General features: G+C 69.2%; 17 protein-coding genes. 10 read left to right on the top strand and 7 right to left on the bottom strand.

The features are described from left to right. Nucleotides 1-115: 115 nt before the first annotated feature. Nucleotides 116-1,000: an SCO6745 family protein gene (locus ACWEKS_RS13110; protein WP_452340263.1), complete on the top strand. Its 885-nt coding sequence runs from the start codon at nt 116-118 to the stop codon at nt 998-1,000. A gap of 151 nt (nt 1,001-1,151) precedes the next feature. Here ACWEKS_RS13110 and ACWEKS_RS13105 read toward each other — a convergent pair whose 3' ends face one another. Beyond that, nucleotides 1,152-1,316, bottom strand: a complete 165-nt coding sequence (locus ACWEKS_RS13105; RefSeq protein ID WP_452340262.1) for a hypothetical protein — start codon at nt 1,314-1,316, stop codon at nt 1,152-1,154. A gap of 101 nt (nt 1,317-1,417) precedes the next feature. Further along, nucleotides 1,418-1,903, bottom strand: a complete 486-nt coding sequence (locus tag ACWEKS_RS13100) for a PaaI family thioesterase (RefSeq protein WP_354840086.1) — start codon at nt 1,901-1,903, stop codon at nt 1,418-1,420. A gap of 60 nt (nt 1,904-1,963) precedes the next feature. Between ACWEKS_RS13100 and ACWEKS_RS13095 the strand changes: the two genes are divergently transcribed. Then, on the top strand, nt 1,964-3,295 hold the full coding sequence (locus ACWEKS_RS13095) for an aminotransferase-like domain-containing protein (protein ID WP_452340261.1): 1,332 nt from the start codon (nt 1,964-1,966) through the stop codon (nt 3,293-3,295). Nucleotides 3,296-3,329: 34 nt separating this feature from the next. On the opposite strand, the gene ACWEKS_RS13090 is transcribed toward ACWEKS_RS13095, so the two are convergent. Then, nucleotides 3,330-4,205 (bottom strand): SAM-dependent methyltransferase, encoded by an 876-nt coding sequence (locus ACWEKS_RS13090; protein WP_452340260.1) that lies wholly within the window; start codon nt 4,203-4,205, stop codon nt 3,330-3,332. A gap of 374 nt (nt 4,206-4,579) precedes the next feature. Here ACWEKS_RS13090 and pnuC point away from each other — a divergent pair, with 374 nt between their 5' ends. The 4 genes from pnuC (at nt 4,580) to ACWEKS_RS13070 (ending at nt 8,014) form a co-directional block, all read left to right on the top strand. After that, nucleotides 4,580-5,233, top strand: a complete 654-nt coding sequence (gene pnuC / locus ACWEKS_RS13085; protein ID WP_452340259.1) for a nicotinamide riboside transporter PnuC — start codon at nt 4,580-4,582, stop codon at nt 5,231-5,233. A 141-nt stretch (nt 5,234-5,374) separates the two neighbouring features. After that, nucleotides 5,375-6,187 (top strand): MmyB family transcriptional regulator, encoded by an 813-nt coding sequence (locus ACWEKS_RS13080; protein WP_452340258.1) that lies wholly within the window; start codon nt 5,375-5,377, stop codon nt 6,185-6,187. 46 nt (nt 6,188-6,233) lie between these two features. Continuing rightward, nucleotides 6,234-7,097 carry a universal stress protein gene (locus ACWEKS_RS13075; protein ID WP_452340257.1) on the top strand — a complete coding sequence of 288 codons (864 nt, stop codon included), beginning with the start codon at nt 6,234-6,236 and terminating at the stop codon, nt 7,095-7,097. A 302-nt stretch (nt 7,098-7,399) separates the two neighbouring features. Beyond that, on the top strand, nt 7,400-8,014 hold the full coding sequence (locus ACWEKS_RS13070; RefSeq protein ID WP_364624593.1) for a cutinase family protein: 615 nt from the start codon (nt 7,400-7,402) through the stop codon (nt 8,012-8,014). Between the two features lie 19 nt (nt 8,015-8,033). Here ACWEKS_RS13070 and ACWEKS_RS13065 read toward each other — a convergent pair whose 3' ends face one another. From ACWEKS_RS13065 to ACWEKS_RS13055, 3 genes are all read right to left on the bottom strand, one after another. Beyond that, nucleotides 8,034-8,534: a hypothetical protein gene (locus ACWEKS_RS13065; RefSeq protein ID WP_452340256.1), complete on the bottom strand. Its 501-nt coding sequence runs from the start codon at nt 8,532-8,534 to the stop codon at nt 8,034-8,036. Between the two features lie 162 nt (nt 8,535-8,696). After that, a complete protein-coding gene (locus ACWEKS_RS13060) occupies nt 8,697-8,990 on the bottom strand; it encodes a hypothetical protein (protein WP_452340255.1) in 294 nt (97 codons plus the stop codon). Between the two features lie 2 nt (nt 8,991-8,992). Further along, nucleotides 8,993-9,625: a TetR/AcrR family transcriptional regulator gene (locus tag ACWEKS_RS13055; RefSeq protein ID WP_452340254.1), complete on the bottom strand. Its 633-nt coding sequence runs from the start codon at nt 9,623-9,625 to the stop codon at nt 8,993-8,995. Nucleotides 9,626-9,822: 197 nt separating this feature from the next. Here ACWEKS_RS13055 and ACWEKS_RS13050 point away from each other — a divergent pair, with 197 nt between their 5' ends. From ACWEKS_RS13050 to ACWEKS_RS13035, 4 genes are read left to right on the top strand one after another with little or no spacing between them, the layout of a single operon-like run. Beyond that, complete coding sequence (locus ACWEKS_RS13050; protein ID WP_452340253.1) at nt 9,823-10,731, top strand: ATP-binding cassette domain-containing protein; 909 nt, start codon at nt 9,823-9,825, stop codon at nt 10,729-10,731. 21 nt (nt 10,732-10,752) lie between these two features. Then, nucleotides 10,753-11,454, top strand: a complete 702-nt coding sequence (locus ACWEKS_RS13045; RefSeq protein WP_452340252.1) for an ABC transporter permease — start codon at nt 10,753-10,755, stop codon at nt 11,452-11,454. Nucleotides 11,455-11,483: 29 nt separating this feature from the next. Further along, entirely contained in the window at nt 11,484-12,608 is a 1,125-nt protein-coding gene (locus tag ACWEKS_RS13040; RefSeq protein ID WP_452340251.1) for a sensor histidine kinase, read from the top strand. A 21-nt stretch (nt 12,609-12,629) separates the two neighbouring features. Next, the gene (locus ACWEKS_RS13035) at nt 12,630-13,277 is read left to right on the top strand and encodes a response regulator (protein WP_379395307.1); all 648 of its coding nucleotides are present in this window, start codon (nt 12,630-12,632) and stop codon (nt 13,275-13,277) included. Between the two features lie 7 nt (nt 13,278-13,284). On the opposite strand, the gene ACWEKS_RS13030 is transcribed toward ACWEKS_RS13035, so the two are convergent. Continuing rightward, complete coding sequence (locus ACWEKS_RS13030; protein ID WP_452340250.1) at nt 13,285-13,632, bottom strand: DUF2218 domain-containing protein; 348 nt, start codon at nt 13,630-13,632, stop codon at nt 13,285-13,287. Nucleotides 13,633-13,637: the final 5 nt, after the last annotated feature.

The raw sequence follows: 13,637 nt of genomic DNA, 5'->3' as shown, positions 1-13,637 counted from the left end.
CGGATTCAGGTAAGCATGTGATGACGCACGTCACATCCGGTCGTCTCGCTGCGAGTGCCGCACGGCGACGGCCGGGTCCGGCGTCCTCCACGCAATGAGACATGGGAGCGACCTCGTGAGCACGCTTTCCCCCGCCACCGCCCGTCTGACCTACCGCGCCCTGGAACCGGTGCACGGCATGATCTACTTCAGCCCGCACGGGCCGCAGGTGTATCGGGAGCTGGGCATCACCGATCCGCGCATGATGTATTTCGCGTCCCGCTCGGCCGCGTTCGGGCCGGTGCCGGCCGAGGTCACCATCGCGACCTTCTTCAATTTCAATCCCGCGGCGGTCCGCGCGGTCCTGCCCGCCGCATGGAACATCGCCGCTCCCACCGACATTCTCCATGCCCGGCTGGCAGCCGCCGACCGCTCACTGCGGCAGGCCTGGGGCGTGGACGTCGATGGGCCGGAAGTACGCGAGGCCGCCACCCTGGCGCGGCAGGCGGCCGAACGCGCCTGCGAACGCGCACCCGGACGCCCCCTGTTCGCGGCACACGCGGCCCTCCCGTGGCCGGCCGAACCGCATCTGGTGCTCTGGCACGCGCAGACCCTGCTGCGCGAATTCCGCGGCGACGGCCACGTCGCCCTCCTCCTGACCGAGGGCCTCAGCGGCCTCGAAGCCCTCATCACCCACGCCGCCACCGGCGAGATCCCGCCAGAAGTCCTGCGCATCAGCCGATCCTGGACCGAGCAGGACTGGGCCCGGGGAGTGGCCGCACTGCGCGACCGCAACTGGCTGACCGACCGCGACCTCACCCTGAGCACCCACGGCGCCGCGCGCCGCGCGGCGATCGAGACCCGCACCGACGAACTATCGACCCACCCCTACGAGGCGATAGGACCGGACGGCTGCGACCGCCTGCGAAAACTGTCCTCGGCCTTGTCGATTCGCATCATGGACGCCGACCTCGCCTTCCCGCCCATGCTGGCACAGCGCTACCGCGACACGGTTCGGTAAGGCCGGCGGTCCGGGGATCCGAAATTCGGTCAGAACGCCTTCAACAGTTCCGCGGCCAGCGGGACCGAGGAGGCGGGGTTCTGGCCGGTGTAGAGGTTGCGGTGCACCTGGATGTGCGGGGCGAAGGGGTCGGCTTCGCGGTAGTCGACGCCTAGGGCGATGAGGCGGTCCTGGAGGAGCCAGGTGGCGTTGTCGGCGAATCCGGCCTCTCTTCGGCATTGGTGAACGCCGCCACCCGGTATCCGGCGAACGGTGACCTGCCGTCGGCGAGCGTCCAGTGGTCGACGCCGGTCATGACGAACAGGATCTGTGCCATCGGATTGTTCCTCTGTCTCGCGGTCGATTCGGCGACGGACCGACGTTGCGTAGGGTTCGTCAGCTCGTCCCGGCGACCACGTTAGGAAGCTGTTCCGATACTCAGCGGCCATGGGAGCGTTCGCCTCGCAGGGTGGTGACGATGCTGGTCACCGTGGCGACCGGCTTGCCGTCCGCGCGGGTGATATCGCACTGGTAGTGGGTGATGGTGCGGCCGGAGTGGGTGGGGAAGGCGGTGGCGCGCAGCGTGTCCTGCCATACCGGGCGGAGGAAGACCGCGCGGAGATCGATGCTGGTGAACGTTTCGCCGGGACCCACGACGGTGGAGTGGGCGGTGCCGATGGCGGCATCGGCCAGCTCGGTGAGCAGGCCGCCGTGGACGGTGCCCTGCTGGTTGCCGTGCCGGGCGGGATCGGTGTCCATCTCGACGGTGGCGCGGCCGGGGTCGATGGCCACCAGCCGGATGCCCAGGGTGCGGGAAATGGCGGTGGGGTAATGGAATTGGCAGGTCAGGCCGTCGGTCCCGGTGCCGTCGAGCTGTGCGCGCAGGTAGTCCAGGACGGGCACTTCGGTGGTCGCGATCGTCATGGGAACGGACGGTAGGACGCCGGGTCAGGACGATCAAGAAATTGTCCTAGGTACAGTCGGATGATGCGGACCTACTCCGATGTCGCCACCGCCCTCGCCGGGCAGATCCGGGACGGGCGCTGGGCGCCGGGACAGCGACTGCCGACGCATCGGCAGCTGGCCGCCGAGCACGGTATCGCGGTGGCCACCGCGACCCGGGTGTTCGCGGAACTGAAGCGGGCGGGGCTGGTGGTCGGCGAACCGGGGCGGGGGAGCTTCGTGCGGGATCGGTCGGTGCGGCTGGCCGCGGCCGCGTACGGGCCGGGCGCGGAGACAGTGTGGGCGGATCTGGCCTTCACCCAGCCGCTGTCGCCGCGTCGAGAGGAATTGCTGCGCACGGGTTTACGTGAGCTGGCAGCCTCCGGCGATCTGGACGCCCTGCTGCGGCAGCAGCCGCCGGGCGGGCGGCCGCACGATCGCGCGACAGTCGCCGAGTTCCTCGGCCGGCAGGGGATCGAGGTCGATCCGGCGCGGGTGGTGCTGACCGCCGGGGCGCAGCACGGGCTGGATCTGATTGTGCGAGCGATGTTCTCACCCGGCGATGTGATCGCCGTGGACGAACTCACCTACCCCGGATTCAAGCTGCTGGCCCAGGCGCACGGGCTCACACTCGTGCCGGTTCCGGCGGCCGGGAACGGCCCGGATCCCGACGCCCTGGCGCGGTTGTGTGCGAAAAGGCCGGTGCGCGCGGTCTATACGATGCCGACCCTGCACAATCCGCTCGGCTGGGTGATCGACAGCGACCGGCGGCGAGCGCTCGTTTCCGTTGCGCGCCGGCATGATCTGTTCCTGATCGAGGACGCCGCCTACGCCTTTCTCGCCGATCCGGCCCCGCCGCCGCTGGCGGCCATCGCCCCGGAGCGCACCTTCTGGGTGTCGAGCCTGTCCAAGAGCGTCGCGGCCGGACTGCGTTTCGGCATGCTGGTCCACCCGGCCTTGGCCGCGCCGGCTTTGGCCCGCACCCTGCGCGCCACCATGGCCGGTCCGCCCGGGCTGACCAGCGCCCTGGCCACCCGCTGGCTCGCCGACGGCACCGTCGACACTCTCGAACAGGCGAGCCGCGTTGCCGCGCAGGAGCATCAGCGCATCCTGCACCGGGAGCTCGGCGATCGGAATCCGATCGCCCACCCGCGCTCGTTCTTCGCGTGGCTGCCCATCGATCCGGACCAGCGCATGGACCGGATCGCCGCCGAACTGTCCCGGCGCGGCATTCGCGTCTGCACCGCCGAAGCGTTCGCCACCACTGCGCACGTGCCGCACGGGCTGCGCATCGCGCTGGGATCGCCTGCCCCGGAAGAACTTCCGCTGGTGCTCGCGGAAATGCGCGCGGCCCTGGACAGCGTGCCGCTGTGACACCAGGACCGCGCGAGATCCGGGCCGGGCCGGGTCAGGGCCGGATGACCGTGACCAGATTGATCAGCGACTGCTGTCGCGGATTGTCGGGCGGAGTGCCGCCGAGGTCGTGAATGTAGTCGGTGAGATTGACGCGCTCACCGGTCCAGCCGTGGGCGGTGAACCATTCGATGGCGTCGCTGCGGGGCTCGTTGTAGATCATGTCCACCCAGTCCGAGCCGGTCTCGCCCTCCCCGGTCATCTCGGCGACCGACTCCGCGGGCAGCGGATCCATCTGCTCGATGGCGACCCGGCTGCCGTGCGCGCTGAGCCCCACGATGGCATCGAAGAGCTGGTCCTGCGCAGCCGGCGTCAGATAGATCAGCAGGCCCTCCACCAGCCACGCGGTCGGCGCGGCGGGATCGAATCCGCTGTCGCGCAGGGCCTTCGGCCAGTCTTCGCGCAGATCGACCGCCACCTCGTGCCGCTCGGCGCGGGGCCGGTGCCCGGCCGCGGCGAGCGTGTCCCGTTTGAAGTCGAGCACCTGCGGACGGTCGAGCTCGTAGATCACGGTGCCGTCCGGCCACGCCAGCCGGTAGGCGCGCGAGTCCAGGCCGGCCGCCAGAATCACCACCTGACGCACGCCCGCATAGGAGGCGGCGGCCATGTAATCGTCGAAATATCGGGTGCGAGAGATCTGATGCTGCTGGAACTGCACCCCGAACTCGGGTGCCAGCAGCGGGTGTTCGGGCAGCCGGCCCGCCAGCAGCTCGGCCCATTCCCCGCCCGCGGCCCGCACGAACAGCTCGGCGAACTCATCGTGCGCCGGCGCATCGATCGCACGGCCACCCAGCACCCGGGCGGCCGCCACGAACAATGCCGTGGATCCAACACTGGTCTTGATATCCCAGGAATCACCTTCGGTGCGCATATTCGCCAACGTACTCACGCGGGCGCACAAGGTCATTCCGCCGCGCGAAGTCGGCCGGAATCCACCACGGATCCATCATCTCGCTGCAATTCGCATTGTCGAATGTCCTGTCAGCGATCGATCTGGTCATCCTGATCGGCTGGAGACTCGTAGATCCGCCGCACACCGCGCGCCTTTTCGACGCGGGACCCGTACCGTTCCGGGGCGATCGGCATCAATGCCGGCGGTCCATACCTGTGCCGCGCCGGTCGCCGATCGGGGAGGGGCGGTGGGGGGAATATCGGGCTGTGGCACGGTGGTTCCGCACGACGACAGAACGCACGCCCGGGACCCGGATCCGGCAGCTGTGCTCGGCAGGCAGCGGAGGAGGCCCGGTGAACGCCGGATTCGACCTGTTCGGTGAACACATCCTGTGGACCGACGCCGTCGGCAATCTGTTGTCCCTCGCGGTGGTGTGGCTGGCCATGCGCAAGACCATGTGGACGTGGCCCGTGCAGCTGGCCGGTGCGGTTCTGCTGCTGGCGGCGTCGGTGCACGCCCACGTGCCCGGCAATGCGCTCAAGCAGTTGTTGTTCATCGGGCTCGCGGGCTACGGCTGGCTGGCCTGGCGGCGCGGCACCTCCGAGCACCGGGATCTGATGGTCCGGCCCGCCACCCGCCGCGAACGCCTGACGCTGCTGGCCCTGCTGGCGGTCGGCACGGTCGCGGTGGCCGAGGCGTTCGCCCACCTCGGCTGGCTGCACATCGCGTGGTCCCCGTGGGCCAATGCCTATGTCTTCGTCGGCAGCGCCATCGCGACCTTCGCGCAGAGCCGGGCCCTGACCGACTTCTGGATCATCTGGATGCTCGTCGATCTGGTCGGTGTGCCGCTCGCGATGAAATCCGGCCTGTACGCCTCGGGCGCGGTCTACGGACTGTTCTTCCTGCTCGTGGTGCTCGGGTTCCTGCGCTGGCGTGGCGAATATCGTTCGCGCCGAGACGTTCCCGCCGCCCCGGCGGCCGTCGCTGCGCCCGCGGGCGGCGAGTGAGCCGGTCCCGATACCCGGTAATTCGCTGCTCTGCCCCTATTTGTTCCGGATTCTCGATTTGCCGACAGGGGAGCAGGCTGCTAGGCAGTAGCCACTGATCGAGGTCCATCCAGGCGGGTGGAGTGTTTTCCGGGGCGGGATATGAGTGACGGAACGTTCGGCGACTCGGGGTCGGTGTTCGGGCGGGTGGAACCGCCGAGCTTCGGCAGTACGCTGCGGCGGCTGCGGGAACGACGCGGCGTCTCGCGTGAGCGGCTGGCCTTCGGCTCGGGTGTCAGCGCCAGCTACATCACGCGCTTGGAACGCGGCGATCGCGACCACCCGACCGAGCAGGTGCTGACGGCCATGGTGCGCTATCTGCACAAGGTCGGCCCGGTGACCCCGGTCGAATACCGGCATCTGTTCGAACTGGCCGCCCTGCCGCAGCACCCGGCCGCCGCCCGCGGCCCGATCGCCGCGGACGTCTCGGGCATTCTCGCCGCCCACCTCCCGCACCCCGCGGCCTACCTGGACCGGTATCTGAATGTGCTGGCCGCCAATACCGCTCATCTGCGTACCTTCCCGGGCGTCGGCGAGGACGGCAACTATCTGCGGTGGATGCTCACCAATCCGTCCGCGCGTGCGGTGCTGCCGGCCTGGGAGTCCGATCTGCGGCGTGCGATCGCCACGCTGCGCGGCGTGATGGCCATCGTCGGCGAGGCCGCCGACGATGCCCGGCTGCTGACCGAGTTCGGCCGCTTCGAAATCTTCCGGCGCCTGTGGACCGAGGAGCGCTACAGCCTCACCGGGGCGCCGACGGTCATGCGCCTGCGCGATGCCGAGACCGGTGAACCGTATGCGCTGCTGTGGCAGATCCTGCGAGATCAGTCCACCCAGATGTACCCGGATCAGCCCCTGTTCATCGTCGGACTGCCCACGGCGAGTCGACCCGGAGACCGTCCGGTCGGCTCGTAGGATCGCCCGCGGAAGGTTCTTTCCACCCGGAGGGAGACCGAACGCGGTGCCTGTCTACAGTCTCGACCGGCCGATCGTGGTCGGTGTCGACGCCTCCGAGTCCGCCCTGCACGCCGTGCGCTGGGCCGCCGTGGACGCGGCCCTTCGCGGCGCGGCTCTGCACCTGGTGTTCGCGGTGCCCGCGGGCGGCGAATCGCCCCTGGACGAGAGCCCGGTCCGGCTGCTGCACGATCGGCTGCGCGACACCGCCCAGGCCGCCCTCGACGCCGCGGCCGAGATCGCGCGGAAAGCCGCCGGGGACCGCGAGATTCGCGATATCCGCACCTTCCTCGTCGATGTCCCGGCCGTCATGGTGCTGGCGGAGCTCGCCGCCACCGCCTACTACGTGGTGGTCGGCGTGCGCGGGATGAGCGCCTATCACCGCAGCCTGCTCGGGTCGGTCAGCACCGGTGTGGCGCGGCATGCGCAGGGGCCGGTGGTGGTGGTTCCCGGTGCGACGGACGGGCTGTGGGACCGGCCCGTGGTGGCCGGCGTGGACGGGTCGCCGCACAGCGTCCGCGCGCTCGAGATCGCCTTCGACGAGGCCTCCCGGCGCGGCGTGCCGCTGATCGCGGTCCAGGCGTGGGAGGTGTCCGGGGACAGCGACACCCGCTCCTACGACGACGCGGTCCGGCTGCTCACGCGCATGCTCGATCGCAATACCCGGGACTACCCGGGCGTCGAGGTGAAATCCGTTGTGAAGGAAGGACGTCCAGCCCGAGTTCTGCTCGATGCCGCCGCCGGCGCGCAACTGCTGGTGGTCGGAAGTCACGGGACCCGTGGCTACCCCGGTATGGCGCTCGGCTCGACCGGTCACGCGCTGCTGCACGGCAGCGAGTGCCCCATCGCCCTGGTCCGCTTGCGCAACTGAGCCGGGCGGCACCGCCGATTTCGCGCAGCGCATCCTCGGTTACGGGAGTTTCGCACCGGCACACCGGATTCGGACGCGACCGACCCGCGCGCTGTGCGACTGATGGCCGAACGTCTCCGTGTCAATGGCCGGCAAGCTCGCCGGGTCGTGCACACACGGCCCGCTGACATCGCGGTACGGCCAACAAAAACAGTGCGTGTGTAACTGTTTCGCCAGAAATCAAGAACCCCAGCAATTTTTGGGTACATCATGCGCAAGCCGGGCTCGACCCGGAGGTTATACAAATAAAGAAAGTTACGACCATGCGTAGAGCAACGGCGCTCTTCGCCGCATTACTGTTGGCCATCCTCTTTTCCATCACACACCTGGCGGCCCCGAAGGCCAATGCCGATGTCTGCACCGGTGATTGGGCGATCGGCATCGGCGGACTCGGCGACAACACCTCGTCCATCTTCATCCCGTACGTCGATCAGCCAGTCGGATACAACTCCGCCGACCCGATGTCGGGGTTGAACGAACTGGACCGACTGTTCTGGCAGCACCGCAACGAATGCCCGGGCGACCACATCCGGTTGATCGGGCACAGTGAGGGCGCCGGCATCGTGCACGCCTGGGTCACCGCACACCAGGATGTCGACAATGCCAATGCCATTCTGCTGTCGGATCCCAAGCGGGCCCCCGGCCCGGGTTGGGGCGGATTGTCCTCTACTCCCGGCAACGGGATCATCGGCTATCCGCTGGCCGGCGTCGACGACTGGTTCGGCGACTTCCCGGTTCTGACGGTGTGCAACCACGACGACCAGATCTGCGACACTTCGGCCGGCTGGTGGGGTTACCTCTTCGGGGGTGCACATGGTCGTTACGATTTCAATGTCTGGGACTACGGCGACTGGGATTCCGGCGTCTGGTACCGGTAATCACGTGATTCGAAGGGGATCAGTAGCCGAAAGGCACTGGTCCCCTTTGGCTGAACCCGTGCCCCATCGACGTGCACACGGCCGAGCCATTGAAGGTGATCTGACAGGTCGCGCCGGCATGGGTAATCGAGAACTGCGGATCGTGTCCGCTCACCTGCGCGATGGGGGCCAGACCCGGATTGCCGCCCGCGAGGGTGTGGCTGCCGTTGGAATTCCACTCCGGATGCGCGGGCAGCGCGGTCGAATCGATGGCAATGGCAGGCACATTCGAGAACGGCACCTGCGCCCCGGCATAGAGCACATTCATGGTGGCCGCCGGAACCGTCAGATCACACCCCACCGCGCCGGCCGCGCCGATCGAGCAGTTCCACTCGCCCATGCTGAAATACACGGTGTCGCCGACCTGGGTGGGACCGCCCGCGTCGTCGGCGTACGCGGCGCCCGCCCCGAACAAACCGGCAACAATCCCGAGAATTCCCCCGCAAACCCATGCGGCGGTCGCTTTCACAGCTCTGGACACGGCATCTCCCTGATGCGCATTAAGTGTTATCGGCCGAACCGGCCATAGAGAAAACGTATCACTTTACGGCGCAAAGGCAGAAGTTCTGTCGAGGGGGCTGACACAATTTTCGGCCACCGCGCCGGTCAATTCGCCTCAGCGACCGGCAAATCCTTCCGCGTTTCAGACCTTCAGCCCGTTGCGGGTGACGTAGACGATGTGGAAGGTGATCAGCCCGGCGAGGGCCACGAGCCATTGCAGCGTGGTGGCCAGGGGAACGGCGTCGAGGGGCAGTGTATAGGCGAAGGCCACCCGGACGACGGCGTCGAGGGTGAACACCGCGGTCAGCACGCGCAGTTGATGGCGGAAGCGGAAGTCGTTGTCCCAGCGGGCATCCCATCCTCGATAGCCCGTGCGCTTCTGGTCGGGGGTGCGGTCGGGGCCGGGGGTCTGCGGGGTGGTCGCGGGCAGCGCCATGATCAGGCGTCCTTCCGGGTGGCGCGGTCGAAGATGTCGGCGAGTTCCTGGGCGCAGGCCGCGGTGTCGAAGGCCGGGTCGGCGGCGGCGCGTGCGATGGCGGCGTCCACCGAGCCGCGGATGGCCATCAGCATGACGACCGGATCGAACTCGCGGAATGCCCCGTCGCGCTGGCCTTCTCGCAGTCGCTCGACCTGTGCCGCGGACACGCTGTCGAGCTGCTCGACGAGGCCGAACAGGTGCGGATCGTCGGTCCCGGCATTGGCCGCGATATTCGACAGTGCCCGCATGTGTTTCGGATATTCGTCGATCAGGGCCAGGTTCGCGGCGAAGAAGCCGCGCAATCGGCCCCGGTGTCCCGCCTCCGAATCGAGTTTGGCGACAACGTATTCGGCGGAGGTCTGCATGATGCGGGCGACCACCTCGCGGATGAGATCGCCCTTGCCCTGGAAGTGATACGAGATCATGCCGGTGCTGCTGAGCCCGGCCTGCTTGGCGATCTTGGCGAACGAGGCGTTCGGATAACCCTGATCGGCAACGACCTCGATGGCCGCGTCCACGATCTGTGCGCGCCGGGCGACCTCGGTGAACGTCCGCCCCAATGCTTGCTTGCTTGGGCTGGAGTTTGCTTGCATGAGCAAAAACCCTACGGCGGTTTGCTCGGCCGAGCAAGAGAATCGTCCGATCCGCCGGCACTCATCGACCCGGAGGTAAGCCGAAAGTGGTACCTCGCCGTGTGCCGTCGGCTGATGGCCGCGCCGCGCCGCTCCGGAATCGTCGGAGCAGACACGGTGACGCAGCGGGCGTCGCCCCTCCGATACGAGGTGAACGGATGATTCAGGCGCGTGGGCTCGGCAAGCGCTACGGGGACGTGCCGGCGGTGGACAACCTGTCCTTCGATGTCCAGCCCGGCATGGTGACCGGCTTCCTCGGTCCGAACGGGGCCGGGAAGTCGACCACCATGCGGCTCATGCTGGGCCTCGATCACGGCAGCGGCCGCACCCTTTTCGACGGGCAGCCCTACGCCGAGCTGACCGATCCGCTGCGCTCGGTCGGCGTCATGCTCGATGCCCGCGCCGTGCATCCCAAGCGCACGGCCATCGGGCATCTGCGCATGATCGCCGCCGGGGCGGGCATCGGCGAGAGCCGGGTCGAGGAGGTGCTGGGCCTGGTCGGCCTGTGCGATGTGGCCGGGAAGCGGGCGGGTGGGTTCAGTCTCGGGATGCACCAGCGGCTGGGTCTGGCGGCCGCGCTGCTGGGTGATCCGGCCACCCTGATCCTGGACGAGCCCGCCAACGGGCTGGACCCCGAGGGTGTGCGCTGGCTGCGCGATCTGCTGAAAGAGCTTGCGCACCAGGGGCGCACCATCTTCGTCTCCTCGCATCTGCTGAACGAGATGGCGCACCTGGCGGATTCGCTGGTCGTCATCGGCGCCGGGCGGCTGCTGGCCGCGGAATCGGTGCGTGAGTTCGTCGCCCGCAACTCCGCGCCCCACATCACGGCGCGCACCGATCGGCCCGCGGAACTGGCGAAGACGTTGAACCGCCATGGATTCCGCGCCCGGGTGGAGGCGGACGGCACGGTGACCGTCGAAGGTCACGACCGGCAGGGTGTCGCCGCCCTGGCCCTGCGCGCCGGGCTGCTGATCACCGAGCTGACCCAGGCGCGCACCAGCCTGGAGGACGCCTACTTCCAGGCCACCGCCGATTCCGCCCAGTACCGCGGCCACGTTGTCGCCTGACATCGAACAGGAATTCCGCTCATGTCCAATGCCATCCGCTACGAACTGACCCGGCTCGCCACCCTGCGCTCCACCTGGGCGCTGCTCGCGCTCGGCCTGGCCCTGCAGACCTTCATCGCCTATCTGTCCGCGGCCCGCGACTATGCCACGCCGGGCGAGCAATTCGCCGCATCGGTCTCGGGGCTGCCGTTGCTGCTGGCCGCACTCTTCGCCACCGCGGTGGCGGTCAATGCCTTCGGGCACGAATACCGTTACGGCACCATCACCACCACCGTGCTCACGGTGCGGCGGCCGGGCCGGGTCCTCGCGGCGAAGGCACTCACGGTGGGCGTGCTCGCCGCTCTCTACGGCCTCGCGCTGGTGGGCGTGAGCGTGCTCGTGCAGCTGCTGGTCTCGACGCTACCGGCCGAAACCTCGCATCTGGCAAGGGCTTTCACCGCAGTGCCCGTGTATGTGACGCTCGCCGCCCTGGCCGGTATGGGCATGGCCGCCGTCACCCGCAATGCGACCGTCGCCATGGTGGTGGCCATCGGCTTCCCGACCGTAGCGGAGACCGGTGCGGTGCTGGCCGGCGTCAGCCCGAAGATGATGCCCTTCCTGTCCGCCGGGCAGTTGGTGCAGCCCGGCACCGGGAATCCCGCCCTGCTGGTGTTGCCGCTGACGCTGGTGGCGGCCGGGTTGCTGGCGCTCGGACGCGTGCTGCTCGCGCGCCGTGACGTCTGAGAATGCCGAGCCCGACTAGGGTTGCCGGAATGAGCACGACGCGACGGATCGGCACGGTGATCCTCGACGTCGTGCTCGCCGCGCTGTTCGGCGCGGCCGGTTTCGAGGAGGTGCACACCTCCGCGATCGGCCTGCTGCCCGCCGCGGCGGGCCCGCCGGTGGCCGTCGTGGCCGGTGTCGCCCTGCTGGCGCGGCGCTTCCGGCCGCTGCCGGTACTCGGGGCGGCGCTGCTCGGACAGCTGCTGGTCGGCGCGTTCGCGCCCATGCTGCTGGCGATCTACACGGTCGCCCGGCGCTGCGGCAACCGCCGCCCGACCTGGCTGGCGGCACTCGCGTCGGTGATCGTGGCGGTGGTGCCCTGGGGCGCGGGCAGCTGGTGGGAGCTGTTCTTCCACCGGGGCGTCATTGTCACGGTCGGGCTCGCGCTGCCGCTGCTGCTGGGATTGTGGACCAACCAGCGCGCCGAAACCCTTGCGGCCCTGCGGGAACGCGCCGAGCAGGCCGAGCGCGAACGCGACCTGCGCGCCGCGGCGGCCGTGGAGGCCGAGCGCTTGCGCATCGCGGGGGAGCTGCACGATATTGTGGCGCACCGGATTTCGCAGATCACCGTGCTGGCCGGGGCGCTCGAGGTGTCCGCCGACGGCAAGCCCGCCGAGATCGCCGGCACCATCCGCGCCACCGGATCGCGCGCCCTGACCGAGATGCGGGAGCTGCTCGGCGTGCTGCGCGCCCGCGACGGTGGGGAGGCAGCGCCACTGCGTCCCGTGCCCGACCTGGGCGCCATTGCCGAGCTCGTCGCCGAGGCGGTCGCCGCCGGGCAGCAGGTGGACCTGTCGTTGCCGCCGGACCTGCCGCCGGTGCCGGGACCGGTCGGCCGGGCGGCGCATCGACTGGTGCGGGAGGCGCTGACCAATGCCGCCAAGCATGCGGCCGGGGCCGAGGTGCGGGTGGCGCTCACCATCGCCGACGATCGTCTCGACGTCGATGTCCGCAACGGCCCCGGTGAGCGGACCGCCCTGGCTGCCCAGGGTTCCGGCTTCGGTCTGCTCGGCATGCGCGAACGGGTCGAACTCGCCGGTGGGACCGTGCATTCCGGTCCGCTGGCCGGCGGCTACCGGGTGCACGCGACGTTCCCGCTGACGGCCGACGAATGACGATGTGGTGAAGGAGGTTTCGTGATCCGGGTGGTGCTGCTCGACGACGAGGAACTGGTGCGCTCCGGCATCGCCATGATCCTGGAGGCCGGCGGCGATATCGAGGTGGTCGCCCAGGACGGCGACGGCCGCGCCATCGTGGACCTGGTGCACCGGCACCGCCCGGATGTGGTGGTCACCGATATCCGCATGCCGCACGTGGACGGCCTCGAGGTGACCCGCCGGGTCCGCGGCCTCCCCACGCCGCCGGCGGTGGTCGTCCTCACCACCTTCGGACTGGACGAATATGTCTACGCCGCACTGGAATCCGGCGCGGCGGGCTTCCTGCTCAAGGACACTCCGCCCCGCGAACTCGCCCGCGCGGTCGAGGTGGTCGCCGCCGGTGACGCCATCCTCGCCCCCGCCATCACCAAACGCATGCTCACTGCCTTCACGCAGGGTCCCGGCGCGCAGCAACCGGACGCGCTCGCCCAGCTCTCCCAGCTCACCGATCGGGAACGCGAGGTCGCGCGGGCCGTCGCCACGGGTGCGGGCAATGCCGAGATCGCCCGCACCCTCCACATGAGCGAGTCCACGGTCAAGGTGCACATCAGCCGCGTCATCGCCAAGCTGGGTCTCGAAAACCGCACGCAGATAGCTATTCTCGTGCTGCGCGCCGGATTGGCCTGAATGCCGGTCAGTCCGGATCCCGCCAGTCGACGGTGAGGGAACCGCCGCCGAAGCGGGTGAGGTCGCGGGTGAGGATGTCGCGGATGCGGTGCAGGGCCGTGGCGTCGGTCGCGTCGATGCGCATCACGAGGGCCTCGGGTTCGGCGGTGAGGGTGCAGTGGCCCCAGGGGCCGAAATGGGCTGTGGTGCGGGTATCGGTGCCCTCGACGCGCAGGTGGATCTCGCCCGCGGCCCGGGGATTGCCGGCGTGGACGCGGTGGCCGCGCGGGGAGGCGATCGCCTCGGCGTGGGTGCGGAACTGACGCAGGTAGCGGGCCGATCGGTCGGTGGGGACACGGGATTCGAGTGCGGGCATGGGAA

Source organism: Nocardia sp. NPDC004711, from assembly GCF_053601595.1.
This window is presented reverse-complemented; position numbering and strand designations above follow the sequence as displayed.

Coding starts and splice junctions, on each gene's coding strand:
- ACWEKS_RS13105 (WP_452340262.1), bottom strand. CDS start 1,316: ATGGCACAGATCCTGTTCGTCATGACCGGCGTCGACCACTGGACGCTC.
- ACWEKS_RS13100 (WP_354840086.1), bottom strand. CDS start 1,903: ATGACGATCGCGACCACCGAAGTGCCCGTCCTGGACTACCTGCGCGCA.
- ACWEKS_RS13095 (WP_452340261.1), top strand. CDS start 1,964: ATGATGCGGACCTACTCCGATGTCGCCACCGCCCTCGCCGGGCAGATC.
- ACWEKS_RS13090 (WP_452340260.1), bottom strand. CDS start 4,205: ATGCGCACCGAAGGTGATTCCTGGGATATCAAGACCAGTGTTGGATCC.
- ACWEKS_RS13080 (WP_452340258.1), top strand. CDS start 5,375: ATGAGTGACGGAACGTTCGGCGACTCGGGGTCGGTGTTCGGGCGGGTG.
- ACWEKS_RS13070 (WP_364624593.1), top strand. CDS start 7,400: ATGCGTAGAGCAACGGCGCTCTTCGCCGCATTACTGTTGGCCATCCTC.
- ACWEKS_RS13060 (WP_452340255.1), bottom strand. CDS start 8,990: ATGGCGCTGCCCGCGACCACCCCGCAGACCCCCGGCCCCGACCGCACC.
- ACWEKS_RS13055 (WP_452340254.1), bottom strand. CDS start 9,625: ATGCAAGCAAACTCCAGCCCAAGCAAGCAAGCATTGGGGCGGACGTTC.
- ACWEKS_RS13050 (WP_452340253.1), top strand. CDS start 9,823: ATGATTCAGGCGCGTGGGCTCGGCAAGCGCTACGGGGACGTGCCGGCG.
- ACWEKS_RS13045 (WP_452340252.1), top strand. CDS start 10,753: ATGTCCAATGCCATCCGCTACGAACTGACCCGGCTCGCCACCCTGCGC.
- ACWEKS_RS13040 (WP_452340251.1), top strand. CDS start 11,484: ATGAGCACGACGCGACGGATCGGCACGGTGATCCTCGACGTCGTGCTC.
- ACWEKS_RS13030 (WP_452340250.1), bottom strand. CDS start 13,632: ATGCCCGCACTCGAATCCCGTGTCCCCACCGACCGATCGGCCCGCTAC.